This is a genomic window from Paenibacillus sp. FSL E2-0201, from assembly GCF_037963325.1.
Lineage (GTDB): Bacteria > Bacillota > Bacilli > Paenibacillales > Paenibacillaceae > Paenibacillus_AQ.
This window is the reverse complement of the sequence record NZ_CP150154.1, coordinates 1,412,033-1,438,297: the sequence shown is the minus strand read 5'-3', so window position 1 is coordinate 1,438,297 and position 26,265 is coordinate 1,412,033. Positions and strand designations below refer to the sequence as shown.

Below are 26,265 nucleotides of genomic sequence, written 5' to 3'. Positions count from 1 at the left end.
ATCTACACCTTTCCTATCTTTAACCCAAGCAGAATCACAGCGAACAACAAGGCAACTCCCACTGCTAGATAATCCATTTGCTGCAATTGCAATACCCTATAAGAAGTTCTCCCTTTACCATTTCCATAAGCACGCGCATCAATCGCATAACTCAGCTGTTCAGCACGTTGAATCGTCGTGAAAAGCAAAGGAATAATGATCGGGATATAAGCAAATATCCGTCTAGGCAGCGATAATACTGTAAGATCATAACCTCTTGCCTTTTGTGCGAGAAGAATACGATCCAGCTCCTCCTTGATGGTAGGAATAAACCGAATCGCAATCACTATCATTAATGAGAGTTGTTCTACAGGTACCCCCAATTTGGACAGAGGAGCTAACAGCTTTTCAAGACCATACGCTAAATCTAGCGGTTTAGTAGTTAATGTTAATATTGAGGCTAATAAGATGAGCAATATTATACGCCATACAAAACGTAATCCCATTCGCAGTCCTTCTTCAGTCACCTCAATAAATGACCATGACCAGAGGATCGTTCCTTTGGTGAACACGGCGTTATACACAAAGGTAAACAGCAAAATAAATAATAGCGGGCGCAGCCCTCGCCAGAAGAAATGAAAAGGAACCTTTGAAAACAGTAAAATTCCGAACACAAAAAAGGTTGCAATAACATAGCTAAGACCTGTTCCAAGCGTTAGAAAGCTCAGCATGAGAATCACGATACCAATAAGCTTTGTACGAGGATCTAAACGATGGAAAATCGAATGCTTCTCCACATATTGACCCACTAATACGGAATCAGCCATGCTCTTGCCCCCTCGAATGCCAAATCGGCAGAACAGCATCGAAGATATCCTGCTCTTTACAGCTAGATACCTCTATTTTTTGACCGGATAGTTCCTCTACTAGCTTCAATAGCTGTACGGGTTCAGGCATGGACAGCCCCAGTTCCACCAATAATTCTTCCTTTTCCAGAAATAATGTTCTGGGGTTATAATGCCCTTTGAGCTGACCTTTGTGAAAAACCATCACCTCATCCGAGTACTCGGCAACATCATCCATCTGGTGCGAAACGAAGAGAAGCGTGCGCTGGTCTTGTTGTTGCCATGATTTCAGCAGCTTCAACAAAGATACTTGGCTGGCTGGATCGAGCCCCGCTGTTGGTTCATCCAAAATTAGCAGCTTCGGATTCGTCATCAGCACAGAGGCAATAGCCACACGGCGCTTTTCTCCACCGCTTAATTGGAATGGATTTAAAAGGAGAATCTCCTCTGACAGACCTACTTGCGGCAAAATCCTTTCAATCGCCTCTGTAATTTGCTGACTTGAAGCCCCCTGCAGATTTAGAGCAAAAGCAAGCTCCTTATACACCGTGGTTTCGAATAGCTGATGCTCCGGATATTGAAAGACGAAGCCCAGCTCAGGGACGACCTTTAATTGTCCTTTGGCATCTCTGGGAGCAGGCTGCTGATCAATCCAATAGTCGCCTTTTACGGTGGGAATCAAGCCCTTCAGCACTTTGACAAAGGTAGACTTTCCTGCGCCCGTTGGACCGATAATCGAAATCCATTTGCCCGCAGAAAGGGTACAGTTTACATCGTGCAAAGCCACATGATCAGCATAGTTCACACTTAAATGATTTAATTGGTAGACCATTGTGATCGGACTCTCCCCTTCCAATCGGGTGTTGGCGGCGCTGCTGAATGGAGTAATGCTTGTACACGCACTGCAAAGGGCAGTTGTAATTGATAGTCCGCAACAGGCATCGTTTCAAAAAAAGCCAGTGGATCGCCGTCAAACTCAAGCCGCCCTTGATGCAGGAGTAATAATCGCTCTGCTGAAAGCACTTCCTCCATATGGTGAGTGATCTGAATAATGGTCAGACCTTGTCGATGCAGCTCTTGCATGATGGAAAGCACCTGCTGTCTTCCCTGAGGATCAAGCATAGAGGTGGCCTCGTCAAAAATAATGACTTGCGGGCGCATCGCCAGTATAGCGGCAATAGCAACACGCTGCTTTTGACCTCCAGAAAGCTGATGTGGCATAGCATCCAGATAATCCTCCATATGAACAGCCTGCAAGGCATCCTCCAATCGGCTGCGCATTTCCTCCCTTGGCACACGAATATTCTCCAAACCAAAAAGCACCTCATCCATAACGGTTGTGGTGATAAATTGATCCTCTGGATTCTGAAAAACAAAGCCGATTTGCTGATGAATTTCTGTAAGATCAGTTGGCTTTGAGGTGTCTAGACCCTTAAACTGTATCGAACCTTTTCGCGGCAGCAGCAAACCGTCCATTAGCTTGGCAATGGTGGATTTGCCAGAGCCATTAGCGCCAACAATCGCCACAAATTCCCCTGCTTCTATTGTAAAGCTGATATCCTCTAAGACGGGCTGACCCTTTTTATAATAAAAATGAACTTGATCGAAGGTAAGCATTTATTCACTCCCCTTTTGACGGTGCCAAGCAGCGAAAAATGCCTCAATGCTGTTCTCGGAAAAGGCAGGCGCAGGCTTCTCCCATTTCGTCACCTTTGATCCATTCACAGCAAAGATTTCACCGGTTAAATCCGCATCGGTCTCGCTCAATACTGCATTTACGAAGGTAGCAATATCCTCTGGAGCGCCTATTCGCCAAAACTCCGGGAACGGTTCATTACGACTGGCATGTTTCTCTTTCAAATGATCAATGACAGGTCTGGTCATATCTGTTAAAGCGGCTGGTGAAATCGCATTTACCCTAATCTTGTCACGCTTCAACTCCGCTGCGAGTGTCCACATCATTCCGAGAATTCCAGCCTTGGCTGCACTATAATTTACCTGACCCACGGAGCCTGTTAACCCAGCGGTGGAGGTCATCAACAGAATATCGCCGCCTGTCTGACGCATATGCGGTAGTACGCGTTGAATGCTGTAATAGGTGCCATTTAAATGTACATCCAGCACGGCCTTCCATTCTTCATCTGTCATCCGTAGACACTTCTGATCCTGCAAATTGCCAGCGTTCGCTATCAACACCTCAATATGGCCGTATTTAGCAATAACCTCATCAACCATTACAGAGACCGTAACTGGATCTGCTACATTCGCAGAGTATCCCGATGCTTCACCGCCTGCCTGACGAATCTCGCGCACAACCTCATCGATTAAGACTTGTTTTGTGCCATTTACAGCCACTTTATAACCGGACTTGCCGAGCTGCACGGCGATACTGCGCCCGATCCCTCTTGTCGCTCCAGTAATTAAGGCTACTTTGTTCATGATTACACCTCTTTCACTGAAAAAGCTCCTGAAGCAATAACATCGCCAGCTTCTGTTGTAAGGATCACTTTCACAGCGCAGTCATCCTCCACAAAATCAAAAATAACGACATTATCTACTTCTATAGGTTGATGAAATTTCAGCTCATACCGAGTGATCCACTGTGCCCGATGCTCAGCGAGATATAAGGATTGAGCTAATCCCATAAGATACATTCCATGTGCAATGGGCCGCTTAAATCCAACTTCAGCTGCAGCATCTTCATCTAGATGAATAGCGGCCAGATCTTGGGAAGCAGCTGCATATTGCCGGATGGCTTCAGCAGTTATGAATTTTTTCATCATGATTATCACCTACCCGAATTAACACCGTTTCTGCAGTAACTATAAGCTCACCTTCACATTTACAAACCAGTGTATGGTTGTAAAAGGTCAGCTTGCCCTGCCGGCCTTCCTTTTGCACCTTGCTCGTTAATGCTAATTCACAATCTAACATCATTCCCGCTGTAATCGGAGCTTGATATGAAAATTTCTGAGTGCCGTGAAGCAAAGGTTCTCCCTTATTAAGCCAAGGAATATCGAAGACCTGCCAAAAAATAATAGGCATCGTAGAAGGAGCAATCAGATGACCGTTAGTCGTCTGCACGGGTGCCTCAATACTCTGCGCATAGTCCGAAATCCACTCAGCTGACACATGAATCTGATGATGAATGCAGTTCATTCTACCGCCTCCACAAGCGTTGCCAGCCCCATCCCACCGCCGATGCCCAAAGTGGCAAGTCCCCTTTTATAAGGAGCACGCTGCATTTCAGCAAATAACCTCGTCATTAAAATGGCTCCGGACGCCCCGTATGGATGACCGATAGCTAATGCGCCTCCTCCAAGATTGACCTTTTCCTGTGGAATCTGAAGCTCGTTCAGTGAGGCTAGAACTTGCGAAGCAAAGGCTTCATTAAACTCTACAATATCTAAATCGGTTATGGTCAGCTGTTGACGATGTAACACCTTGTATACAGCTGGAACTGGCCCCATACCTAAGTAGTTCGGATCTACACCTGCCGCTTGCGCATCCACGACACGCAGGATAGGCTTAAGCTTGAGTTGCCGACATTTCTCACGGGACATCATTAATAGAAGCGCCGCACCATCATTAATAGGACAAGCATTTCCAGCAGTGACAGTACCCTTTTCTTCAAAAATTGGCGGTAGCTTTCGCAGCTTATCCAAGCTCGTATTGACCCTAGGACATTCGTCGGTATGCACCCACTCTCCCTCAACCAGAAGAGGTACAATCTCCTGCTGAAACTGGCCACTTTGCTGAGCATGAACGGCCTTCTGATGGCTTTTTAAGGCATATTGATCCTGCTCTTCGCGCGAAATCCCGTACTTCCGCGCTACATTTTCCGCAGCAATCCCCATATCCGGATCACCGTAAGCGCTAGGCGTAAAATGAGCACGGGTATATAGCTGTGGAATACCCATCAAGGTCTGTGGCTTAGCCATCTTCCAGGGAGCACGGCTCGTGCTTTCAACGCCGCCTGCGAAATAAATTTCACCAGCACCGCTTTGAATAAGCCTAGCTGCAATATTAATCGCCTCTAGCCCAGAACCGCACTGTCGATCCACAGTGACACCCGGAACCGAAACTGGCAGCCCCGCTTCGAGCGCTGCTACCCGGGCAATATTCCCCCCCGGACCGACCACATTTCCAATAATCACATCATCGATCATATCTACGGGCAGGTTTGTCTCTGCCACAATATGCTGAATAAGCGGCGCCAGTAATGCTTCCGGCTCCAATGTACTTAATAAGCCGCCCATCCTGCCAATCGGTGTGCGTTTTGCCATGACAATCACTGCTTCGATCATACCATCGCTCTTTTCACATAGTCTTTCATCGCTTGCCGGGCAATTTTTCCGCTGCTAGTATAGATAAACTCCTCTACTGTCAGCAGCTGCTTCGGCGCTTTGTAGCTTGCTAAATACTGGCGACAATAATTCTTTATTTCGTCTATAGATAAGTGCTTTTCGCCGTTCCATTTCACGAGGACTGCCAACTGTTCTCCCCAGTATTCGTCAGGGACGCCAAGCACCATTACTTCTTGAATTTCCGGAAGATGCTCCAGCACTCGCTCTATTTCCTCTGGATAAATGTTCAACCCACCGGATATGATTCTATTCTTCAAGCGACCTGCCAGATATAAATAACCAGCTTCATCCTGATAAACATAATCTTCTAAAATAAGCCATCCGTCTCGAAAAGCTGCTTCTGTCTCGTTCGGCAATTGATGGTAGCCTAGAAATATCATATCACTACGCACATATAACTGCCCAATCTCTCCCGTAGGGACTTCACGGAACTCTTCATCACGAATGGAAATTTGCACTCCGGGATAGGGCTTGCCTACAGAGTTCGGATTATGCTCCTCCAGAACGTCCAAATAACTAATATAGCTCGCTTCTGAGGAACCATAGGATTCATAGAGACGCGCTCCGCCGAACACTTCCATGCCCTTTTTTTTGGACAGCCAAGGCCACTTTGCACCTGAGCTAATAATCGCATCAATCTGCGTCTGCCCAGGAACAGCCTGCTGCATCATGGATTCGAGCATTGTCGGTACAACGAACAGCACCACACCCGGAATCTGCTTGCACAGTTCTAACACATGCGTGGCGCTAAATTTTTGGGTAATATGAAAGTTTGCTCCGCCATATAGACTCTGCATGACAGCGAATAAGGACAGCGAATGTACAAAAGGACCTGGCGCTAAAACATTTTTTATACAATCCAATTTAAAGGCATCATTTGATACCTCAAAGCTTTTTAACCATGATAAATGGGTACGCATATATCCTTTTGGCAATCCGGTTGTACCTGAAGTAAAGCCGATAAATAATAACTCGTTCGTCTCATCCAACTCAGCTTCTGGTTTCAGCGCATCCAACCACTGATCATAGGAACCTGTTCGTTCATTTGAAAAAGTCAGCGTTGGGATGGCTTCGTTCATAAATACCAGATGCTTTGCAGCTTCCGGCTCAGCAAAAATCATCGACGGCTGGCACTGCTCTATAATCATCTGCAGCTCATTTGCGCTCCACTTGGGATCTAAAGGAATCGGAACACAGCCCGCATAAATAGCCCCTAAGAAAACTTCAACAAATTCAATACGATTCGTAGATAAAATAGCGATTTTGTCATGCTTCAAGCCCTTTTGCTGTAGACCATTCGCGATTCTCTGCATCGCTTGTACTAATGTTGCATAGGTATGCGTCGCTTGGGCCTGGGTTAAGGCAATGCTGTCGGGCTGCTGTGCTGCATGGCGCAGTATAGGCACTACTAGATTCATCCTTCATCACACCTGTTCGTAATTTCTATGACTACCGAATATGTACACTCTCTTCGATCGGACTGATAGCACTTAAATTGAAGAGCAATAACGGCAGCTTTAACCTCCGAATTGCAAGGCACACTATTAGAATTGCTACGATAGCTTATTTTAGCTTTATATTAATTTTATGTACACATTTTTCATGTAACGATTAAGTCTTCTAATGACCGGAAAAATCAAACAGCGCGCATCGATTATAATCGGTACGCGCTGGCTGTAGTGTTGTTTATTCCTTCTTTTGAACAGATGAAGGTATTCCATCTTCAGCAAAAGTAAAAGTTCGGGCGATATATAAGATAGGTGTGCTTACTGCGGTTAGTAAGAATTTCGCTAGATAGGTTGTAAGCAAAATTTCAAGCCATACACTCCAGTTATACAACCCAGCAAATGCAATGGTACAGAAGATTAGTGTATCCACAAAAGAACTGACCATCGTGCTGCCGTTGGAACGAATCCACAGCTGACTTGAGGTGCTGTAATATTTGCGAATCCAGGCGTATAACCGAACATCTAGGAACTGACTAATGAAGTAAGCAGTAAGACTACCCAGAGCTAGTCGAGGCATCAGCCCAAAGATCGTCTCTAAAGAAGACTGAGCGATATCGGTCTCTTGCGGCTTAAATACTAGTACCATCTGCATAATGACTGTCGTCATAAGCAAAGTGAAGAAACCAAACCAAACTGCTTTGCGTGCTTCCGCTCTTCCATACTTCTCATTAAGCAAATCGCTGGTCATATATAAAGTGACATACATCGTATTTCCGAGTGTCATCACAATATCAAATGGCATAGCAATCGTCTTAGCTACCTGAATGTTAGCAATAACAGTAGCGATACCTACCCAGGCATACATTCCATTTTTGCCGAACAGGCGGTAACAGAGTAGAAAAAAGGCAAAATTGACAATAACAAATAAAACTCCCCACAACAAATTGAACATATTACTTAAATTCCTCCTAGTTTTGTTTACGCGGGATGGTTACGAACCGCGGCTTACCTTATGTTTGGAACAAAACATTAATACTCTATCACACTGTCATCAAACAATCCATAAAAATAAACAAATAATGAATTGGGTATTTATACCCATTTTTATTAAATAAAAATAAAAGTGTCAGTAATAATTCATCTTTTTCAGAAAAATATGCTCTATAAACTAAAATTTTCACTATTCATCCAGAGGTTAATTCTATAGAATAGTATCAAACACTTCATTCCCGATCCATTTAGTTGATATATTACATAACTATGGAATATATTGCAGGTTGCCAGACACTAGCACTCGGTAGGGAGATAGGATGTATTCCAATAAGAAATGGAGCTTCGCTGTCCATAAAAAGGGGAGAACAATATGTTTCGTTTCAAGCAGTCGATCAGTCGCCGATTCACGCGTTTATTGTTTGTAGTTCTATTACTCACGTCTCTTTTGTTAAGTACCAGCTTCTACTTTATATCTACCAGTATTTTCAACAGCTATGTCATGCCACAAATCAATCAAATTCTAACTGCAGCTGCTCAGGACGTATATAAGAATATAAACACCATGCATGCTCAGCAAGCACTAAAGAAGAACGAACAAGCAGCCACCAATCTTGAATTCTATTTTCAGGATAAGAAGAAGCAGCATGGGGTTGAGACTATTTTTCTAGTCAATCTTAAAGGCAAGGAAGCCGAGGTTCTGACCGTAGATCATGATGGAAAATTAAAGCGGGATGAAATTGTTAAGGTATCTTCTGCAATGCAGCAAGCTCTTAAAGGAAAGAGCGGACTAAGCGATACATACAGAGACGCCCATGGTGTACATAAGTCAGCTTATATCGGAATTCCCGGAAGTACGATGGTTATCGGAATCAGCAGTGATGTAAGCTTTATTCAAGAAAAAACAAACAGCATTCTGTGGACCAGTGCCGGGATCACTCTGCTAACGCTAATCATAGGTTCAACCGGTGCCTGGTTTATGAGCATGCGGATAACTCGTCCCATCTCTAAGCTTGCAGCTTACAGCGCCCGTCTCGCAGAGGGAGATTTCACAGAGGAATTAACGGTTAATGGCACTGATGAGGTCGCTCAGCTATCCAGAAGCTTCCAAGCGATGACCCTACGCCTAAAAGAAATGATTGGACATGTACTCGTTACCTCAAACACAGTAGTCACCGATTCCAATTCCTTAAGAGAGCGTGTAGACGTCTTAAATGAAATGGCGGACCACTCTAGCTCTTCCGTAGTAGAAATCGGCAAAGGTAGTACGACCATCGCGAGCAGTGCTCTAGATAATTCAAAAGCTATGGAAGAAATCAATTTCGGCATTCAGCATATTGCTTCAGCAGCTACCGAAGTCACAGAGCAGATCAGTGAAGCTTCCGCTGAGGCGAGTGGCGGTAATGAGATTGCTCAAAGTGCTGTTCTGCAAATGCGCCAGGTTGAACGTGCTTCTTTGCAGTCACTGGAGCAATTACAAATTATGAACGAACGTTCAGTAATGATCGGAGAAGTCGTTCATAGTATTACTGAAATTACGAAGCAAATCCAAATGCTGTCACTCAATGCTTCGATCGAAGCAGCGCGTGCAGGTGAACATGGTCGCGGATTTGCCGTTGTTGCCGGAGAAGTACGCAAGCTTTCCGAACAATCCCGTAATGCGAATGAGCAGATCCGTGATTTCCTACTCGGACTTCAGGAAGATATGAATCGCTCCGTTACTGAGATGAACCAAGTGAATTCTGAGGTAGCCTCTGGGGTAGGCAAGGTGACAGAAGCGGGCGATGCCTTCAATCACCTCCTGATTCTGATCCAGAGCATCAATCAGAATATTCAATCCGTATCTGCGGCTACGCAGCAAATCTCAGCAAGTACGGAAGAAGTCAGTGCTTCCGTCGAGGAAACCGCACAAATTACTTCAAGATCCCAAGAAAGTGCGGATACATTATCCGAGAACTCAGAGCGCCAGCGTATAGAGCTTGAAGGACATGCAGTAACCGTCCAACATCTCTATGAGCAGGCTAAAAAGCTTCAGGAAGCTGTACAACAATTTAAGATCTAAGCTTAAATAAAAACAGCCCGTTCACACGAAAGTGTTGAACGGGCTGTTTTGTTTTAGCAATATACTCAGTCTGTAGAGCAGAGTAAACCTCAAAGTCTTCAACCCACTAACTAACCTTGCTCGCCTAACGAGTCACCATTCACCGCATAGGAGATCTTAATAATACTAATGTCTCGGCGCCCAAAGAATGACCGATACGCCGATCACACAAATAACAGCACCGACCCAGTCATATACATCGGGTGTTTTCTTGTCTACAAGCCAGCCCCATAACACAGCTAGTACGATAAATACCCCACCGTAAGCTGCATACACTCTTCCGAAGGACGGAAACTTCTGCAATGTAGGGATAATGCCATAGCCAATCAGAATCAAAGAACCTACCAAACCGTACCAGAGAGGTCGTGATTCTCTCAGCCATAACCATACCAAGTATCCGCCTCCAATCTCAGCAAGGCCGGCAATTACAAATAGCAGAATGGCAGCAACCATGTCATCCCTCTTTCCTATCGAACTCATATAAATCTAAATGAATCAGCAGAAGATGATGAAAACAGATTGAGCAAGCTGACTACTACAGCATCACCTGCTGGAGCCACTTACATAAAGTTGTGCTGGAGCAGCACTAATACTAGTAGCAGCACAACCTCTAGCAGCTCGTTCAGCGCGCCATACACATCGCCGGTGAGCCCGCCGAGCCGGCTGCTGATCCGCCGCGCAGTCACAGTGCCGCTGGCCCAGGCTGCAGCCGGCAGCAGTAACGCTGCCGCCAGATGCAGCGGCCACGCGCCTAAGCCCGCGCCGAGCGCCAGGGGCGCAGCGGCTGCGGCTAACGAGAGCAGCGCGGCTATCGCCAGCGCGCGCCGCTCCTGCGAGGGAGCAAGGCCGGCGAAGCTCGCGGCCAGCCCCTCGTTCCCGCGGGCAATGGGATAATGCACCATTGCCCGCACCATGTACCAGCGGCTCCAGATCGCTGGCAGCAAGAGCAGTGGCAGCTCGTAATAGGCGTAGCCTTCGATTAATGCTGCCACTAAAGAGGCTTTTAACAGCAAGAGCAGCACGCAGGCGAGCACACCCATCGCCCCCACACGGCTGTCCTTCATAATCTCCAGTATTCGTTCCCTCGGTCGGTAGCTAAGCAGACCATCCGCACAGTCCATCCAACCATCGAGATGCAAGCCGCCAGTAAGTCCTACCCATAAAATGAGGGTAATAACAGCGGCTGGCCAAGCCGGTAACATCCAGCCCGTCAAAGCTGCTCCAGCAGCTACGCACAGTCCGATAGCTGCACCCACCACGGGATAGAACAGCACACTTCGGCGCAGCAGCTCAGGAGAAAATCCGGGATCACTCTTTACAGGAAACCGAGACAAAAACTGAAAGGCAGCCGCGGCAGCATCCCTGCGCTCCCTCATAAACGATACTCCCTGCTCTTAAGCTCAATTGGAATGCCAGCAGTCACTAGAAAGACCTGCTCACATTGCCTAGCGAGTAACGCGTTCATGCGTCCTGCCAAATCACGGTACAATCGACCAAGCGCATACTCTGGAACAATACCGTCCCCTACTTCATTAGTGACCAAAATGAGGTTTCCTTGAAATGTGCGTACACTGTCTTCAAGTCTTGTAATCTCGCTCTCAATCAGTTCTTGTCTATCCGTAAATCCTTCCATGGCAAGCAGTACATTCGATAACCACAATGTTAGACAATCTACAAGGACCGCCTTCTCACCAGATAAACGCTTAAGAAGATCTGGCAAATCATAGGGCTCCTCTAACGTCTCCCAAGCATACCCACTTTGCGAACGCTGATGCTGATGCAGTGCAATCCGTTCCTTCATTTCATCATCAAACGCTTGTCCGGTTGCTACATAGAAGGCCTGATCTGTCAGTGACGACATCAGTTTTTCTGCGAAACCACTCTTCCCGCTACGTGCGCCACCCGTTACAAGAATACTCATTGTTTCCCAGCTCCAGAGATGCCTGCACTTTCAAAGGTGGCCATCTCGCTCAAAATACGGCATATCGCCTCTATTAAATGAAGAGACAATACGCCTCCAGTTCCTTCACCCAAACGAAGGCCAAGGTTAAACAACGGTTCAAGCCCAAGCTGCTCCAGCATCAGCTTATGTCCCTGTTCACCTGATACATGGGAGCCTATCATATAGGCAATGGATTCTGGCGCAAGGGCCTTCGCGATGAGAGCTGCCGCACCCGAAATAAAACCGTCCAGAATCACAGGGATCCTAGCAGCGGCTGCGCCAAGAATCAGACCGGTCAAACCGGCGATTTCCAGTCCCCCTACTTTGGACAAAACATCCAGTGGATCTGCCTGATTCGGCTGATTCACCTTTAGAGCACGTTCCACAACTGCAATTTTATGTAGTAAACGTTCATCATCAATTCCCGTTCCTCTTCCGACAGCTACTTCAGGCGCTATTCCTTTTAGAGCACACAGAATAGCTGCACTAGCCGTTGTATTTCCTATGCCCATTTCACCCGTAATAAAAATCTCCGTCCCGTTATCAATCGCTTCTTGTGCGATTTTTATGCCTACAAGCACAGCACTCATCGCTTCCTCACGACTCATCGCAGGTCCCGCAGCCATATTATCCGTTCCCCGGCGTACCTTACGATCAATCAGATCCTCATGACTAAGATCGCCGTTAACACCGATATCTACGAACTTTACCTCTGCCCCGGCTTGGCGTGCCAGTACATTCACAGCCGCTCCTCCGCTAAGAAAATTATAGGCCATTTGCATTGTGACTTCCTGCGGAAAGGCGCTAACTCCCTCGCAGCATACACCGTGATCGGCAGCCATCACAACAACCGTCCGTTTGGTGAAGCTAGGCTGCTCCGTACCCGAAATTCCAGCGAGCTTAACAGCCAGAGTCTCCAATTGTCCCAAACTGCCCGGCGGTTTAGTTAGAATATTCAGGCGGTGCTCCGCCTTTAGGAAAGACTGTTCATCAGCTGGTGTGATTCGTTTAATTACTTCTTGAATCGTTGAAATCATATTTTAACCTCCAATTAAAGATATCCGTATCACCTATTCTATCTTATCTACACAGAAAAGCCCCCATCTATGATAGATGGGGACCGCTAGAATTACAACTTCACTTTCATAAATCCTTCAATTCTCTCCAAAGCTTCCGTCAATTTTTGTAGAGATGCTGCATAAGAGCAGCGAATATACCCCTCTCCACCGGCTCCAAACACATGCCCCGGAACCGCAGCAACACCAACCTCCTTGAGCAGCTGCAAAGCGAAATCCTCTGATCTCAATCCGGTATTAGCGATGGAAGGAAAGGCATAAAATGCACCCTCCGGCTCATGGCAAGGTAATCCAATGGATCGAAATCCACTAACCAGCAGCTTTCTTCGTTCATCGAAGCATCGTTTCATGTGGTCCTTATGTTCCATACCATTACGCAGTGATTCTATGGCAGCGATTTGACCTAGTACCGGTGCACACATTGCTGTGTACTGATGGATTTTAAGCATCGCAGCGATTAATTCCTGATCACCACAGGCATAACCTACTCGCCAGCCAGTCATCGCAAAAGCTTTGGAGAAGCCGCTAATGACAATGGTTCGTTCCATCATCCCTGGAAGAGAGGCAATGCTGACATGTTGACTGTCATAGGTAAGCTCGGCATAAATCTCATCTGAAATGACAAGTAGGTTATTCTCTTTTACAATCTGAGCAATCGGCAACCAGTCTTCGTAAGACATTACTGCTCCTGTAGGATTACTCGGAAAATTTACCATAAGAATCTTGGAACGCGGGGTAATTACCCTCTGCAACGCTTCAGCAGTAAGCTTAAAGCCCTGCTCGGCTGAAGATTCAACCTCTACCGTAACCCCCCCGTTCAAATGGGTAATCGGCGAATACGCGATATAGCTTGGAGAAGGGACGATAATCTCATCCCCGGGTGTGATAAAGGCCCGCAGAGCCAAATCTACAGCTTCACTACTTCCCACCGTAACCATAATCTCATTAGTTGGCTCATAACGGAGATTGAAGCTTGTGTGCAGATAAGAGGCGATCTCTTCTCTAAGCTCCAATAAGCCGGAATTTGGTGTATACCTCGTTTCCCCATCATTTAAAGCACGAATGCAGGCAGCTCTTACATGCTCCGGTGTTACAAAATCTGGTTCGCCTACACCAAGCGATATAATATCCTGATTTCCCGTACTTAGGTCAAAAAAAGCCCGAATCCCCGAGGGAGCAATCTCTCGCACACGTGGAGCAACCCATTCATTATGCATGGCTGTACACCTCTTCTTTTGGACTCTTTTCCGCTAGGGAAAGGGAAATAATTGCGTCCAGCAGTCCGCTGAAGGAGTAGCCTGCCGCTTGTGCGCTTTTTGGTAAAAGACTGGCCTTCGTCATGCCCGGTAACGTGTTCACCTCCAGCACATACGGAATACCATCCTTGATGAGCATATCCACTCGTGCATACACACTACATTTTAATGCTTTGTAGCAAGTTAAGGCTGCATCACGCACTCGCTCATACACCTCGGCCGGTAGTTCGATGACCCGTTCGTCTGCCCCGCCATCTTCGTACTTAGCGCTGTAATCGAACCACTCCGCATGTGCTGAAGTAATCCCTAAAACGGGCAACATCTCTCCATTTAGAATGGAGCAAGTGATTTCCTGGCCTTGAATGTAGCTCTCGATCAGAATCGATTGATCACAGGCAAAAGCCTTCTGTACTGCGCTCAATAATTCTTCGCTACTGCTGACCTTTTCCATTCCAATACTCGAACCGCCTGAACACGGCTTCACCATAACAGGATATCTTATCCGATCTACCGCTTCTTGAGAATAATCCTTCATACTATCCCAGCACAGCCAATCTGCCGTATTGACGCCTGAGCAGCGCATAAGCTTTTTAGAAAGATCTTTATCCATGCAAATGCTGCTAGACAAAACCCCACTGCCTGTATAAGGAATCCCCATTGTCTCCAGCGTCCCCTGAACCGTACCGTCCTCACCGTAAGCCCCGTGGAGCGCAAGCAGCGCGATATCGATTCCTTTTGCCTGCTCAATCAGCTCTTCACGTTTGGTGATCACTATTGGAGTAACTTCATATTTATTTGGATCCAGATTCTTCAAAATCTCTCTCCCGCTATTCATGGATACCTCAAACTCTGAGGACACCCCGCCCATAATTACGCCTACTTTCATCTTCATCTCAAGCACCTCTTTATCCCATTAGTTGTCGTGCTGTTCTACCAATAATCTCGATCCCCTTGCGGATATCCTCATCCGTCACTCTGGAGAAACCGATCCGTATTGTATTTTGACCCTTACCGTCTGTGAAGAATATATCTCCTGCTGTAAAAATAACCCCTTGCTCATGACAGGCTGCCAGCAGCGTCCTAGTATTAAAGTCCTCCGCGAAGGTTACAAAAAGATGCAATCCCCCGTCCCCTGATAATGACGTATACGGAATAAACTCCTTACAGCATTGCAGGGTTAGTTCATATTTCCGTTTGTATTCTGCTCTGGCTTTTTTCAAATACTTCTCTAAATGTCCGCCCAATAAGTATTGATACAAAATGGATTGATCCAGCGTCGAGGTATGAATGGTACGTGCGCGCTTGACGCTTTCGAGAGAATAGATTAACTCCTGATCTGCCAGCACCCAGCCTACGCGTAGTCCCGGAAATAATACTTTTGAGAAGCTACCTAGATAGATCACGCTGTTGCCGCTACCTGCTGCTGCGATTAGTGGAGCCACATGTGAGCCCGAATATCGTAATTCCTCGTTAAAACCATCCTCGATCACCGGTATTTGATACCGATTCATCAGCTTCATTAGCCCCTGTCTTTTCTCGGGGGACATTACAATACCGGTCGGATTATGATAAGAAGGGACGAAGTAGGCACAGTCAAAAGCTTGCTGCTGCAATGCCTTCTCCAGCTCTACCAGATCAATCCCATCACGCTCCATAGGAATTCCGGTGATCTCAAAGCCGTTCAGCTTCAGATTTTTGATCGCCGTATGATGCGTCGGATTCTCACAAATGACCGATCTATTCTTCTTGCTAAGTGCCGACAATACAATATCGAATCCCTCTGTAAAGCCATTGGTGATCAATATATCCTTGCCCTTCATTTGGGCGCCCTTGTGCTCCATATATTGCTTCAAATAGTCTATTAAAGGCTTATACCCTTTGGCATATCCATAATTCAGTAAGACGTTACCTTCCACCGACATACGATCCATAAAGGAGCGCTTCACATTATCCAGATCAAAAAGGCTTTCATCAGGTGCGATGCTCGTAAAGGAGATCGTACCCTTCTCCGCTCGTAAACCGCGCTTCATGATGTCCATTTCCTCTGCGAGTCGCGCATGATCGTTAAGACGTGACTTCCAGTCCATCGTCCAAGAGACAATCGTTTCACTGCCGGGAGGCGAAGGCGCCACATAACTCCCTTGCCCCTGAACTGTATAGGCAAACCCATCATCCTCAAGCTCTGCATACGCAGAGATTACAGAGTTGCGGCTAACCTTAAGCAGTGTGCTGAGCTCTCTTGTGGAGGGCAGCTTTTGGTTGCCTTGTAGACCGCCTTTTATAATTAAGTGCTTCATATAGTCTTTAATTTGTATATACACCGGCCGTCCGGCTATAAGCTTAAAGTCCTTAAACATCTCTCGGGTCGCCTCCATAGCTATCATGGCATAATCAAGCGCGTAAAAAAAGAACCACAGCCATAGGATTTTAATCTGACTGTGGTTCTATGAGTGGATAAGCTGACAAATTTGATAATTTTCATTCTACGCTTGGGAAATGGTTAAGGAAGGATGACCTACGCTTCGATCACTGTTTCTCCTTCACCAGCAGGGGTTTCAAAACCACTTAGAAATCGAGTTAGCGTGTCCTCTGTGATCGTAAACGCCGCATTGGCGTCAAAACGTTCACTCCGGATGAGTAGTCGTCGCCGCAATTCATCCGGCTGAACCTTTAAGTAAATCAGCTCCCAGACACCGCCATGCTCTTCAATTAATTGCTTATAATCGTTCCGTCTATTCCGTTGCCAAAAGCTGAAATCGACAACCACATGCTGTTTAGCCTGAATCAGATTTACTAGCTCCCCACGCAGCTTTAATTCTGATTCTTTTAAATAGGTATCATAATTCTGCTCTGGATAATCGACTCCAAAACGACCGTGAGTGGCCCAGATGTCCTCATCAATCGAGAGACGAACGAATCCTTCTTTCTCCAACTTTTGAGCAAAGGTCGTTTTACCCGACCCTGCCACACCGCACATCATCACAACGATGGGAATCGCGCTCGTACGCTTTTGCTGGAGTAAATTTTCGATGACCCTCTTTTCATACAGCATTATAAAGGATCTCCCTTCCACTTTAACTAATGTTCTACTATCTCAGTGTACTGTATCATTTTTCATTAGATTTATTATTAATTACGGCTATGATGATGGTATACTAATCGTTACAAAATACTTTCTCAAGGGATTGTGATAAGGATATGGTGAAATCAGTCCAGTTGACCTCCTAAAATGAAAAATGAATTAATTTTAGGAGGTCATAATAAATGATTTTTAACCCGATTGTCATGGATAACTGGAGCAGAAAACCCTATTTTGAGCATTATTTAAACAATGTCAGATGTACCTATAGCATGACCGTAAATATTGATATCACCCTTCTACTGTCAGAGCTTAAGAATAAGGGAATTAAGCTGTACCCAGCACTAATCCACATGATAACTACGGTGGTGAACCGTCATAGTGAATTCCGCACATGCTTTGATTCTCAAGGTAGATTAGGTTATTGGGATAGCTTGTCACCTAGTTTTACAATTTTCCATGAGGATGATAAGACTTTCTCAAGCATCTGGACTTCGTACAGTGAAAAGTTTAATGATTTCTATAACCGTTATCTGGATGATATGAAAATGTACGGAAGTGTAAAACAATTTATCGCTAAAGCAAACGAACCACCGAACACCTTCCCTATTTCAAGTATTCCGTGGGTCAGCTTTACGAGCTTTAACCTAAACGTGTATAACGAGGGAACTTTCCTACTTCCCATCTTTACTATAGGAAAATATTTTCTTCAAGACAAAAAAATACTATTACCAATATCGGGGCAATTCCACCATGCCGTGTGCGATGGTTACCATGCGAGCATGCTGTATAATGAATTACAATTACGTGCAGATACCTGTGAGGAATGGTTATCCAACAATTAACCTCGTTATTTCGCTGACGTCGAACGATAGTTAAACATAAAGGGTTCTACGTATTAGATATGCCTAATATGTAGAACCCTTTTTTTATTTGATTTTCTCATCAATCTCCGAAAGATCTGCCGACCATTTCCCGTTCTGCCAGAATAATCTGAGTACCATTGCTGTTCCCGGAGAAGGTGCAACAGCGTTGTAGAATGTGACTCCCGGAACTACCTGTGCAAGGAAATTCCGGATAACACCACCATGTGTGACTACCAACACCCTATTTGTTACTACCTTATCCTTGTTTTTTTTAATTGATGCCTGCACAAATGGATCCTCAGCCGCTCGACCCAAATCTAATAGAAAGCTACGCAACCGTTCGTCAAACTGCGCCCATGCTTCTCCATCTGGTGGTGTAACCGTGGAAGGATTATCAATCCAGCTTCTATACAGTGAGTTATCCTTCAGCTCCTCATAAGTACAACCTTCGAAAGCACCAAAATTCATTTCACGCAACCGCTGATCGTAGATAGCTACCTTCTCTAGCAAAGGTGATATGTATGCTAATGTTTCCCGACATCTAAGCAAATCGCTGCAATATACACGCCAAAAGCCATTTGATGCTTCAAGCCCCTGTTCGGTCAACCAACCAAGCGGCTGTTTTAGCTGAGATAGCTGCTCCACTGCACTTGAAAGCAGTGGGAGATCCGTATGTCCTAAGTAACGATGTTCAGCATTCCACTGAGTTTGCCCGTGGCGAACAAGTACTAGTTCTAGCTTTATAAGAGGAAACGCCATGTCTAGCATCAGCCTCCAATCCAAACCCATGCTACTACTGCGCATAGACCTACAAACATTGAAGAACAGAGCATCATCATCCGCGAGGTCTGAATAATATCGTCCGGCTCCATAGATCGTACCGGATCACCCATGTAGGCCCGGAAAGAAGCCACACCATGGTACACGTTCTCGCCACCGAGCCGGATACCGAGGGCGCCTGCAACAGCGGATTCTGGATAGCCGCTATTCGGGCTTGGATGGAGTCGTGCATCCCGCTTCACCATCTGCAGGCATCTCCGCCAATCCAGACGAAGCACCCATGCACACAGAGCCAAGAGCAGTGCCGTTATCCGCGCTGGAATAAAGTTGGCGACATCATCTAACCGAGCGGATGCCCAGCCGAGATCACGGTATTTATCATTCTTATATCCCACCATGGAATCGAGCGTGTTGACTGCCCGATAAGCCATAGCAAGCGGCGCGCCACCGATGAGCGCGTAGAACAATGGAGAAATAATCGCATCGACGATATTCTCTGCTACAGTCTCCACCGTGCCGCGCACAATTTCCGGGGGATCTAGTGTGGTCGTATCACGTCCCACGATCATCCCCAGAGCCTTGCGAGCTGCAGGAATATCACCTTTACGGAGTTCCACGTACACCGCCATCCCTGCATCCTTTAGCCCCTTGGAGGCAATCGTGGTTGAAATCAGCCATGCCTCGGCTATCCAGACGAGCCAAGGTGAGATAAACGACAACAGCCATAGAAGAATGGCCGTCAGTGCCCAAACGCCGCCCGCCACACACAGCGGAAGTAATACTCCCGCTCTTCGCAGGCTTTGCGGACGGGTCCATAGAAGGCGGATCACCCGCTCCAGAGCCGTGATTGCTTTGCCCATACCGATTACGGGATGGGGCAAGCTACGCGGATCACCTACGATCCGATCAATTACATAAGCCGCAAGCAGTACTAAAGCGATTGTCACAGGCGATCACCTCTGTACATTCTCCAGCAATTCCAGCTACCTATTCTCATTAGCTGTCCTTCCTTGCCTGAACCGACAGCAAACTTCCTGTCACAGCGCTATACACAAGGCGGCCGATAGCGCCCCCCAGATCGGTAGCTGTTCCGGCGTAGACATGCTTTGCATTGTATCGCCCGCTTTGGCTCACAGCCAGTACGATCGCATCCGTAGTTGTTCCGGTTGCAATCAAGCCATTCTCGGGATCGGTAATCCCGAGATCGGCCAGAGCAGCAGCTTTGGCTTCGACAGCTGTCTGCACAGCATTGACCATGGCCGCTGGTGTCAGGCGGCCATCAATACCGAGCATTATGTTAATCGTACCCGGTCGATAAACAGCCAGCACATTGCGTTCCACACCAGCGCGCGCAGCATTTCCTGCGGCAGCAGTAACGCAAACAAAAATCCCCGCGGAGCCAGTGTCTTCTTCAGCTACCGCTGCATGCTCAAGCGGTACTGCCGTCATCAGACCCGCACAGCCAGATAATGAATACCCCCAATTGCGCAGCTTATTCTCCATATCCTGAACTGGATCACTACATTCATAATTGCGGTCAACATATAAATTGACAGCCCGCTCTAGCCGATTCATTCCTCCACCATAGAACGCACTCGATAAACCATCTGCTTCAGCAGGCAGCTCCAGTAGCAGATGGTTTCCCTTCCACTGTAAAGCAAGCCCTGGCCAGATAGCCGAATGGTACTCTTTTACGCCTCCAGCGAGGTTAAATGGAATCTTCACTTGCACCATTTCCCGATCCAGCTCCTTTCAACGCTCATCTTTTTCTTTAACCAGCTCCACGGCCGCTCTTTCTCTTCCCAGCCCTCTCACTCATAAATCGCCTATTCCTCTAATTCAGCAAATACTCTATATCCACCTTAGCACCTGTCCCTCAACCCATTTATTGCACTTTGTACAACAGATTTAGCCAGATACACTGGCAAAATCCATTCTGTTGTAATTCGTGCAATAGAATGTCACGTAAGGGTGTGTTTCGCGCCAATTTTCAAAATTCTATTGTACAGAGTGCTATAGAATCGAATTTCTACTCATCCTAGGCGTATTCTGTTGTACAAAATACAACAGAATTCACCTTCGAGGGTATCCATCAAAAAATACCTAATCAAAATCTGTCACAACCTTGAGCATGCGAGCTGAAGCATCCAATCCGGCCTCAAACCCTATTCTTTTGCGCTATATAGACCACTTAGCAGTTTACTCCCAGCCTTCTGCGCAACATGAATCACTCAGGCAGTTGACTCCCAACCATCTCCACTGCACCAGTCACGTAAACGGCACCCCATAAGCACCCTGCGCTGCACCAGTCACTTCCCCGCCAGAATCTTCCCCATCTGATTCAGCAGTCGGACATTATCCTCATGTCCCTTAACGGCAACCCGGATATGCTCTTCCCCTAGACCGGGGTACATGGCGCAGCTGCGCACCAGTATACCGACGCGCCCAAGGCGGGTCTGCATCTCAGCCGCACTCCACGGCGAGGGTAACCCACAGAGCAGAAAGTTCGCTTCGCCCGGCGGCACATCGCAGCCTAGCTGCATAAGGCCTTGCCGCAGCAGCTCCCGCTCCGCCTTTATCAGCTCTCGCGTGCGACGTTCATAATCGTGCCCACACTCAAGGCAGGCTTCACCGGCTAGCAGCGCCAAGCCGTTCACGCTCCAAGTGACCTGCTTTGCGGTCATCGCCTTTGCAAGCTCTGGATGCGAAATTGCAAACCCGAGACGCAGTCCAGGAATCGCGTAAAATTTCGTCATCGACCGTACCAGTATCGTATGCGGAAACTGCTCCAGCTCCGGCAGCAGCGTATTCCGTTCAGCCTCTGGAATAAAATCAATAAAAGCTTCATCCACAGCTAAATATGTCCCGCAGCTCTCTGCCTTCTGCGCTAGCCAGCGTAGTTCATCCACCGCATACTGAACGCCATTAGGATTGTTCGGCTGTCCAAGGAACAGCAGCTCAACCTTCTCCAGCAGCTCGGCAATCTCGTCCACTCCAGCTCGAAACTGCTGTTCCCTTGTTCCCTGAACAGATAATACTTCTGCGCCGAATTGCACAGAAAGCTGTCTATACTCAGAGAAACAAGGTTCTACGATGCCCACCCTTTTCGGGACGATCGCAAGCAGCAACAATGCCATAGATTCTGCTGCTCCGTTACCTACGGTCAACCAGCTACTATCTATACCGAGATCCTCTGCTAGCAGGCTTTTGAAGCGTCGGTGTCCAGGGTCCGGGTAAGCAACCACCGTAGACAATGCTGTTTTAAGCAGCTCCAAAACCGCCGGTGGAGGCCCGATAGGATTGATGTTGGCACTGAAATCGAGAAATGTGCCGCCAGCTTCCTCATATAGTTCCGAAGCCGTTAGCAAATCACCGCCATGGCCGTATTTTTCAAGCATATTTACACTCCCTCTATCAACTATCTCCTGCTCAATATGTATGTCTTTGCCACCATTATTGCGTCTTTGCCGGAAATACGTCAATGCTTCCCCGGAGGAATCATCTGAATAACCCAACTACACAAACCCTTATTCAGAACTACGAAGCTATCACTTTTGTTAAAAAACCGCTTTTAGTTTAAAATGAGAACTGTAATCAATTTTGCTGCAACGGAGGAATTCACTATGCTTTTTATTGATAACACAGGGATTACTGACGCTTCCATCAATTTGGCGATTGAGGAATATGCGCTGAAACACTTGCCGATGGACGAGAGTTACCTGCTTTTTTATATTAACAGCCCATCTATCATCATCGGTAAACATCAAAATACGATTGAAGAAATCAATCAGGAATATGTTAAAGAGAATGATATTAAGGTTGTGCGGCGTTTGTCCGGCGGTGGAGCTGTCTATCACGATCTCGGAAATCTTAACTTCAGCTTCATTACTAAGGACGACGGCCAATCCTTCCATAACTTCCTGAAATTCACCCAGCCGGTGATCGACTACTTACAAAGCATGGGTGTAAACGCTGAGCTTAGTGGACGGAATGATCTTCAAGTCGGCGAACAAAAAATTTCCGGCAACGCTCAATTCTCCACACGTGGGCGCATGTTCAGCCATGGCACATTGATGTTTGATCTCAATTTGGACAATGTACAAGCCTCTCTAAAAGTAAATCCAGAGAAGTTCAAATCGAAGAGCACCAAATCCGTACGTAGTCGCGTAGCCAACATCAAAGAGCTGCTAGGTACAGACATGACCATTGAAGAGTTCCGCTCCGGCTTGCTGCGTTCGATCTTTGGCATGGAGCCATCCGAGGTTCCTCAGTACAAACTTCAGGAAGCAGACTGGGTCAAAATCCACGAAATTTCCAAAGAGCACTATCAGAACTGGGATTGGAACTACGGTCTGTCGCCAAAAAGTAACGTCAAACACACACGCAAATTCCCTGCTGGAATTATTGATATTCGTATGGATATTGAAGATTCCCTCATTAAGGACATCAAAATCTACGGTGACTTCTTTGGGGTTGGTGACGTAGTCGATGTTGAAAATGCCCTTCGTGGCAAACGTTATGACGAGGCTGAAGTTAGAGAAGCATTAGCTCATCTAGATCTGAAGCATTATTTCGGACGTATTGAACCGGAGGACTTTATCGGACTGGTTTTCTTAGAGGAATAGTTATACAAAAATAAAGGGGCCTGCTTATCCTCTGCGCAATTTGCGTAAAGAATAGACAAGCCCCTCTTTCATATTCATTTTAGTTCAAGGAGAAAGTATAAATACATAGACAACGAACGCTAGAGTCAGCATGATGCAGATGTTCTCTACGGCTCCACCCTTTTTCGTGCCTGTACTCATTAGCTTGAGACGCAGCTTAAAGGGGATTGGCGGCAATGGTGTAATTCCTCTTTGAGTAAGGGAGTCTGCCAGTAGATGAAGTGCATACGACATACCGCCAGCTATCCATAGACTGCCACCGTCATTTATACCGGCTGAGGCGAAATACAATAAGGCGCTCCAGCCCGCAACACCATACAAGGTATGTGTCAGGCCACGGTGTGGGACAATCGATGAAACGACGAGCACGCACGCTGCAATGTAGTTCCATGGATCATAGGCTTCCCCGAAGGCAAAAAGTGCTATGGCGATTAAAATCATGACCAAATGGCGCAGCTTTCGGCTTGGAAGGAATGATACACTACCTACAAGCAATGCCAGCACAATATTCCAAGGGCGTTCCACGATTCCGGCAAAATAGAGATAAATTGCCGCGCCTATCAAAGCAATTTGCAGCGCTCTCAATAGAAACTCTGGAATCGCCTTGCGCACGAGCAGCGAATTCGGTTCATCGATATCAGGCAGCAAAGAGCTTAACGCTGCGACCGCAATAACTGGAATCGTAATCTCGTGTGACATCAAACTCATTACAGATAGGGTAACCCCAGTGCTGATTATTAAATGGGATCTGCCCATCATGGTGAAACCGCTCCTTTCTAAGATGCGAAAAACAAGAACAAATGTGCGGTTATCGAAGTATATCAAGACCCTGTTTTTTTGTCTAGCCTAATCCCTTAAATCCCTTTAAATATAAGCCTTTGAGCGATTCCTATCTTGTCCTCCCCATGAATATACGATACAATTTGGACAACTTGACCTTGTCGTTCTTACAAGGACGGCATTTGCCGAAGAGAGGATGACCTTAGAAGTGAAGCGTTCCCGTATGGCCGATTTCAGCCTGCTACTTGTGGCGATGATGTGGGGATGCACCTTTCTGATTGTTCAAAATGCTGTCAAAGTGCTCCCTCCACTCGCGTTTAACAGCATCCGCTTTACAGGTGCTGCCCTGTTGCTGGCTCTAATCACTTTTATTTTTTACCGCAAGGAGTGGAAGCAGTTAAGCTTCCGCATGGTACGCGATTCTCTGCTGCTAGGCCTTTTTTTGTTTATGGGCTATGGCTTCCAGACCATGGGACTTCTATATACAACCACCTCCAATACCGGATTTATTACCGGTCTATCGGTCGTATTGGTTCCGTTTCTCTCTCTGGCGCTACTAAAGCATGCCATTTCACGTTACACTTGGTTCAGCGCGGCGCTTGCCGCAGTAGGTCTTTACCTGCTGACCTTCACAGGCTCTGCTTTGTCCCTGAATAAAGGTGATGCTCTTATCCTGCTATGCGCCATAGCTTTTGCGCTGCAAGTCGCATATACTGGCGTTTATGCACCTCATTATCCGGCTTTGCCGCTGGCAACCTTGCAGCTCGCCTTCGTTGGACTGTTCAGCATTGTCGCTTCGCTTATCTTTGAAGGAGCTGCACCGCTGGTACACAGCGCAGAGCTTATCAAGGACCCAGACGTTCTCTGGGCACTTTTAATCTCTATTGGCCCTACCAGCGCTTTTGCTTTCTGGATTCAAACCGCCTGCCAGAAATACACTACGCCTTCCCGGGTAGCCATTATTTATGCCACAGAACCTGTATTCGCTGTGCTGACAGGCTTAGCCTTTGGCGGAGAAACGCTTGGTATGTCCGCTCTGCTCGGTTGTGGTTGTATTCTGGGAGCTATGCTTATGGCAGAGCTGAGTCCGGAACCGGGTCAGAATCAACATAAGAAGAATTATTTTTCCAAATTACATTTATTTAGAAAGAGATAAGGAGAGAGACAAATGTACAAATTGATCGCGATTGATATTGATGACACTCTAATTAACGATGACAAGGAAGTAACTCCCGCTACACAGACTGCGCTTGAAGAGGCTGTAGCCGCTGGCGTTGTTGTAACCCTTGCTACAGGCCGAGCTTATGCTTCTGCACAAGCCATTGCCCGTCAAACTGGACTTAACGTGCCAATCATCACTTATCAAGGCGCTCTCGTTAAGAACTTGCTCGATGAAAAGGTACTATATGAGCGTTACGTGCCACAAGATGCGGTACACAAGCTGTTCACTTACTGCGTGGAGCATAATCTGCATTTGCAAACTTACATTGACGACAAGCTGTATGCCCGTGAAGACAACCAGAAGATTAAAGATTATACAGACCTGAACAAAACACCATATTATATTGAACCAGATTGGGAGAAGCTTGTCCCGCAAAAAACACCAAAAATGCTGATTATCGATGATCCTGCATTCTTGGATGAGCTGGCTCCAATTCTACGTGAATTGCTCGGCGATTCCGTGCATATTACCAAATCCAAACCACAATTCCTAGAAATCATGCATCATGAAGGAACCAAGGGAATTGCGCTTGAATTCCTAGCCAATCATTTTGGTTGTGATCTCTCCGAGACTATGGCTATGGGTGACTCTTGGAACGATCATGAGATGCTGGAAGCTGCCGGTCTTGGCGTTGCTATGGCTAACGCTATTCCTGCGCTGAAGGAAATTGCTGATTTCGTGACCCTAAGCAACAATGAAGATGGCGTAAAATACGCGATTGATAAATTCATTCTCAATAAGGTGAACTAAATTGGCTGAACTTAATAGTTTTATATACGTTAAACTTAAGATTTTTCTATTAAGGTAAGTGCGTGACTGCGGGGAATTTTTGGACTTCCGGCCGCTGTTGTCACCAGATTTCTTTGATTA

At 46.5% G+C, this 26,265-nt stretch carries 27 protein-coding genes and 1 riboswitch; of the genes, 5 read left to right on the top strand and 22 right to left on the bottom strand.

What is annotated here, in order from left to right:
- Positions 1–2: 2 nt before the first annotated feature.
- From NSU15_RS06440 to NSU15_RS06400, 9 genes are all read right to left on the bottom strand, one after another.
- Entirely contained in the window at positions 3–806 is an 804-nt protein-coding gene (locus tag NSU15_RS06440; RefSeq protein ID WP_339289645.1) for an energy-coupling factor transporter transmembrane component T, read from the bottom strand.
- Positions 799–1,656, bottom strand: coding sequence for an ATP-binding cassette domain-containing protein (locus NSU15_RS06435; RefSeq protein ID WP_339289643.1), 858 nt, complete (start codon positions 1,654–1,656; stop codon positions 799–801). Before NSU15_RS06435 ends, NSU15_RS06440 begins: the two co-directional genes overlap by 8 nt.
- The gene (locus NSU15_RS06430; RefSeq protein ID WP_339289641.1) at positions 1,641–2,441 is read right to left on the bottom strand and encodes an energy-coupling factor transporter ATPase; all 801 of its coding nucleotides are present in this window, start codon (positions 2,439–2,441) and stop codon (positions 1,641–1,643) included. The genes NSU15_RS06435 and NSU15_RS06430 overlap by 16 nt, the downstream gene beginning before the upstream one ends.
- Positions 2,442–3,263, bottom strand: coding sequence for an SDR family NAD(P)-dependent oxidoreductase (locus tag NSU15_RS06425; protein ID WP_042124986.1), 822 nt, complete (start codon positions 3,261–3,263; stop codon positions 2,442–2,444).
- Between the two features lie 2 nt (positions 3,264–3,265).
- A complete protein-coding gene (locus NSU15_RS06420) occupies positions 3,266–3,607 on the bottom strand; it encodes a MaoC family dehydratase (RefSeq protein ID WP_042124984.1) in 342 nt (113 codons plus the stop codon).
- Positions 3,582–3,983 (bottom strand): MaoC family dehydratase N-terminal domain-containing protein, encoded by a 402-nt coding sequence (locus NSU15_RS06415; RefSeq protein ID WP_339289639.1) that lies wholly within the window; start codon positions 3,981–3,983, stop codon positions 3,582–3,584. Before NSU15_RS06415 ends, NSU15_RS06420 begins: the two co-directional genes overlap by 26 nt.
- Positions 3,980–5,131 carry a thiolase family protein gene (locus tag NSU15_RS06410; RefSeq protein ID WP_076121729.1) on the bottom strand — a complete coding sequence of 384 codons (1,152 nt, stop codon included), beginning with the start codon at positions 5,129–5,131 and terminating at the stop codon, positions 3,980–3,982. The genes NSU15_RS06415 and NSU15_RS06410 overlap by 4 nt, the downstream gene beginning before the upstream one ends.
- Complete coding sequence (locus tag NSU15_RS06405; protein ID WP_076121731.1) at positions 5,128–6,609, bottom strand: AMP-binding protein; 1,482 nt, start codon at positions 6,607–6,609, stop codon at positions 5,128–5,130. Before NSU15_RS06405 ends, NSU15_RS06410 begins: the two co-directional genes overlap by 4 nt.
- 268 nt (positions 6,610–6,877) lie before the next feature.
- Positions 6,878–7,591 carry a queuosine precursor transporter gene (locus NSU15_RS06400; protein WP_042124975.1) on the bottom strand — a complete coding sequence of 238 codons (714 nt, stop codon included), beginning with the start codon at positions 7,589–7,591 and terminating at the stop codon, positions 6,878–6,880.
- Between the two features lie 10 nt (positions 7,592–7,601).
- Positions 7,602–7,647, bottom strand: a riboswitch (PreQ1 riboswitch).
- 355 nt (positions 7,648–8,002) lie between these two features.
- Here NSU15_RS06400 and NSU15_RS06395 point away from each other — a divergent pair.
- Complete coding sequence (locus NSU15_RS06395) at positions 8,003–9,691, top strand: methyl-accepting chemotaxis protein (protein ID WP_042124973.1); 1,689 nt, start codon at positions 8,003–8,005, stop codon at positions 9,689–9,691.
- A 165-nt stretch (positions 9,692–9,856) separates the two neighbouring features.
- Here NSU15_RS06395 and NSU15_RS06390 read toward each other — a convergent pair whose 3' ends face one another.
- The 8 genes from NSU15_RS06390 to NSU15_RS06355 form a co-directional block, all read right to left on the bottom strand.
- Positions 9,857–10,183 carry a YnfA family protein gene (locus NSU15_RS06390; RefSeq protein WP_042124971.1) on the bottom strand — a complete coding sequence of 109 codons (327 nt, stop codon included), beginning with the start codon at positions 10,181–10,183 and terminating at the stop codon, positions 9,857–9,859.
- Positions 10,184–10,290: 107 nt separating this feature from the next.
- Positions 10,291–11,106, bottom strand: a complete 816-nt coding sequence (gene cobS / locus NSU15_RS06385; protein WP_339289638.1) for an adenosylcobinamide-GDP ribazoletransferase — start codon at positions 11,104–11,106, stop codon at positions 10,291–10,293.
- Positions 11,103–11,651 (bottom strand): bifunctional adenosylcobinamide kinase/adenosylcobinamide-phosphate guanylyltransferase, encoded by a 549-nt coding sequence (gene cobU, locus NSU15_RS06380; protein ID WP_339289637.1) that lies wholly within the window; start codon positions 11,649–11,651, stop codon positions 11,103–11,105. The genes cobS and cobU overlap by 4 nt, the downstream gene beginning before the upstream one ends.
- Entirely contained in the window at positions 11,648–12,709 is a 1,062-nt protein-coding gene (gene cobT, locus NSU15_RS06375) for a nicotinate-nucleotide--dimethylbenzimidazole phosphoribosyltransferase (protein WP_339289636.1), read from the bottom strand. Before cobT ends, cobU begins: the two co-directional genes overlap by 4 nt.
- Positions 12,710–12,801: 92 nt before the next feature.
- Positions 12,802–13,965 (bottom strand): aminotransferase class I/II-fold pyridoxal phosphate-dependent enzyme, encoded by a 1,164-nt coding sequence (locus NSU15_RS06370; RefSeq protein ID WP_339289634.1) that lies wholly within the window; start codon positions 13,963–13,965, stop codon positions 12,802–12,804.
- Complete coding sequence (locus NSU15_RS06365) at positions 13,958–14,890, bottom strand: D-alanine--D-alanine ligase (RefSeq protein ID WP_076118230.1); 933 nt, start codon at positions 14,888–14,890, stop codon at positions 13,958–13,960. Before NSU15_RS06365 ends, NSU15_RS06370 begins: the two co-directional genes overlap by 8 nt.
- A gap of 19 nt (positions 14,891–14,909) precedes the next feature.
- Positions 14,910–16,361, bottom strand: a complete 1,452-nt coding sequence (locus NSU15_RS06360; protein ID WP_076118066.1) for a PLP-dependent aminotransferase family protein — start codon at positions 16,359–16,361, stop codon at positions 14,910–14,912.
- A gap of 158 nt (positions 16,362–16,519) precedes the next feature.
- Positions 16,520–17,056, bottom strand: coding sequence for an ATP-binding protein (locus NSU15_RS06355; protein ID WP_339289633.1), 537 nt, complete (start codon positions 17,054–17,056; stop codon positions 16,520–16,522).
- 212 nt (positions 17,057–17,268) lie between these two features.
- Between NSU15_RS06355 and catA the strand changes: the two genes are divergently transcribed.
- Entirely contained in the window at positions 17,269–17,928 is a 660-nt protein-coding gene (catA, locus tag NSU15_RS06350) for a type A chloramphenicol O-acetyltransferase (protein WP_339289631.1), read from the top strand.
- 84 nt (positions 17,929–18,012) lie between these two features.
- On the opposite strand, the gene NSU15_RS06345 is transcribed toward catA, so the two are convergent.
- The 4 genes from NSU15_RS06345 to cobD all read right to left on the bottom strand — a co-directional run bounded on the left by NSU15_RS06345 (position 18,013) and on the right by cobD (position 22,127).
- Complete coding sequence (locus NSU15_RS06345) at positions 18,013–18,708, bottom strand: histidine phosphatase family protein (protein WP_339289629.1); 696 nt, start codon at positions 18,706–18,708, stop codon at positions 18,013–18,015.
- A gap of 8 nt (positions 18,709–18,716) precedes the next feature.
- Positions 18,717–19,676, bottom strand: coding sequence for an adenosylcobinamide-phosphate synthase CbiB (gene cbiB / locus NSU15_RS06340; RefSeq protein ID WP_339289627.1), 960 nt, complete (start codon positions 19,674–19,676; stop codon positions 18,717–18,719).
- 49 nt (positions 19,677–19,725) lie between these two features.
- Positions 19,726–20,463, bottom strand: coding sequence for an adenosylcobinamide amidohydrolase (locus tag NSU15_RS06335; RefSeq protein ID WP_339289625.1), 738 nt, complete (start codon positions 20,461–20,463; stop codon positions 19,726–19,728).
- A 575-nt stretch (positions 20,464–21,038) separates the two neighbouring features.
- Positions 21,039–22,127 (bottom strand): threonine-phosphate decarboxylase CobD, encoded by a 1,089-nt coding sequence (gene cobD, locus NSU15_RS06330; RefSeq protein ID WP_339291264.1) that lies wholly within the window; start codon positions 22,125–22,127, stop codon positions 21,039–21,041.
- Between the two features lie 225 nt (positions 22,128–22,352).
- On the opposite strand from cobD, the gene NSU15_RS06325 reads away from it, so the two are divergent.
- A complete protein-coding gene (locus tag NSU15_RS06325) occupies positions 22,353–23,354 on the top strand; it encodes a lipoate--protein ligase (RefSeq protein ID WP_339291262.1) in 1,002 nt (333 codons plus the stop codon).
- Positions 23,355–23,438: 84 nt separating this feature from the next.
- On the opposite strand, the gene NSU15_RS06320 is transcribed toward NSU15_RS06325, so the two are convergent.
- A complete protein-coding gene (locus tag NSU15_RS06320) occupies positions 23,439–24,152 on the bottom strand; it encodes a metal-dependent hydrolase (RefSeq protein ID WP_042124949.1) in 714 nt (237 codons plus the stop codon).
- A gap of 229 nt (positions 24,153–24,381) precedes the next feature.
- On the opposite strand from NSU15_RS06320, the gene NSU15_RS06315 reads away from it, so the two are divergent.
- On the top strand, positions 24,382–25,329 hold the full coding sequence (locus NSU15_RS06315; RefSeq protein ID WP_076118236.1) for a DMT family transporter: 948 nt from the start codon (positions 24,382–24,384) through the stop codon (positions 25,327–25,329).
- A 12-nt stretch (positions 25,330–25,341) separates the two neighbouring features.
- On the top strand, positions 25,342–26,145 hold the full coding sequence (locus NSU15_RS06310) for a Cof-type HAD-IIB family hydrolase (protein WP_042124947.1): 804 nt from the start codon (positions 25,342–25,344) through the stop codon (positions 26,143–26,145).
- Positions 26,146–26,265 lie beyond the last annotated feature (120 nt).

Excerpts from the sequence above, each read along its gene's own strand:
- NSU15_RS06365 (WP_076118230.1), bottom strand. The coding sequence starts at position 14,890 with ATGAAAGTAGGCGTAATTATGGGCGGGGTGTCCTCAGAGTTTGAGGTA.
- NSU15_RS06425 (WP_042124986.1), bottom strand. The coding sequence starts at position 3,263 with ATGAACAAAGTAGCCTTAATTACTGGAGCGACAAGAGGGATCGGGCGC.
- NSU15_RS06335 (WP_339289625.1), bottom strand. The coding sequence starts at position 20,463 with ATGGTGCAAGTGAAGATTCCATTTAACCTCGCTGGAGGCGTAAAAGAG.
- NSU15_RS06355 (WP_339289633.1), bottom strand. The coding sequence starts at position 17,056 with ATGCTGTATGAAAAGAGGGTCATCGAAAATTTACTCCAGCAAAAGCGT.
- NSU15_RS06415 (WP_339289639.1), bottom strand. The coding sequence starts at position 3,983 with ATGAACTGCATTCATCATCAGATTCATGTGTCAGCTGAGTGGATTTCG.
- NSU15_RS06400 (WP_042124975.1), bottom strand. The coding sequence starts at position 7,591 with ATGTTCAATTTGTTGTGGGGAGTTTTATTTGTTATTGTCAATTTTGCC.
- NSU15_RS06325 (WP_339291262.1), top strand. The coding sequence starts at position 22,353 with ATGCTTTTTATTGATAACACAGGGATTACTGACGCTTCCATCAATTTG.
- cobU (WP_339289637.1), bottom strand. The coding sequence starts at position 11,651 with ATGAGTATTCTTGTAACGGGTGGCGCACGTAGCGGGAAGAGTGGTTTC.
- NSU15_RS06410 (WP_076121729.1), bottom strand. The coding sequence starts at position 5,131 with ATGATCGAAGCAGTGATTGTCATGGCAAAACGCACACCGATTGGCAGG.
- cobT (WP_339289636.1), bottom strand. The coding sequence starts at position 12,709 with ATGATTTCAACGATTCAAGAAGTAATTAAACGAATCACACCAGCTGAT.
- NSU15_RS06430 (WP_339289641.1), bottom strand. The coding sequence starts at position 2,441 with ATGCTTACCTTCGATCAAGTTCATTTTTATTATAAAAAGGGTCAGCCC.
- NSU15_RS06435 (WP_339289643.1), bottom strand. The coding sequence starts at position 1,656 with ATGGTCTACCAATTAAATCATTTAAGTGTGAACTATGCTGATCATGTG.
- NSU15_RS06310 (WP_042124947.1), top strand. The coding sequence starts at position 25,342 with ATGTACAAATTGATCGCGATTGATATTGATGACACTCTAATTAACGAT.
- NSU15_RS06440 (WP_339289645.1), bottom strand. The coding sequence starts at position 806 with ATGGCTGATTCCGTATTAGTGGGTCAATATGTGGAGAAGCATTCGATT.
- NSU15_RS06420 (WP_042124984.1), bottom strand. The coding sequence starts at position 3,607 with ATGATGAAAAAATTCATAACTGCTGAAGCCATCCGGCAATATGCAGCT.
- NSU15_RS06370 (WP_339289634.1), bottom strand. The coding sequence starts at position 13,965 with ATGCATAATGAATGGGTTGCTCCACGTGTGCGAGAGATTGCTCCCTCG.
- cobS (WP_339289638.1), bottom strand. The coding sequence starts at position 11,106 with ATGAGGGAGCGCAGGGATGCTGCCGCGGCTGCCTTTCAGTTTTTGTCT.
- NSU15_RS06390 (WP_042124971.1), bottom strand. The coding sequence starts at position 10,183 with ATGGTTGCTGCCATTCTGCTATTTGTAATTGCCGGCCTTGCTGAGATT.
- NSU15_RS06320 (WP_042124949.1), bottom strand. The coding sequence starts at position 24,152 with ATGATGGGCAGATCCCATTTAATAATCAGCACTGGGGTTACCCTATCT.
- NSU15_RS06405 (WP_076121731.1), bottom strand. The coding sequence starts at position 6,609 with ATGAATCTAGTAGTGCCTATACTGCGCCATGCAGCACAGCAGCCCGAC.
- NSU15_RS06345 (WP_339289629.1), bottom strand. The coding sequence starts at position 18,708 with ATGGCGTTTCCTCTTATAAAGCTAGAACTAGTACTTGTTCGCCACGGG.
- NSU15_RS06395 (WP_042124973.1), top strand. The coding sequence starts at position 8,003 with ATGTTTCGTTTCAAGCAGTCGATCAGTCGCCGATTCACGCGTTTATTG.
- catA (WP_339289631.1), top strand. The coding sequence starts at position 17,269 with ATGATTTTTAACCCGATTGTCATGGATAACTGGAGCAGAAAACCCTAT.
- NSU15_RS06360 (WP_076118066.1), bottom strand. The coding sequence starts at position 16,361 with ATGTTTAAGGACTTTAAGCTTATAGCCGGACGGCCGGTGTATATACAA.
- cobD (WP_339291264.1), bottom strand. The coding sequence starts at position 22,127 with ATGCTTGAAAAATACGGCCATGGCGGTGATTTGCTAACGGCTTCGGAA.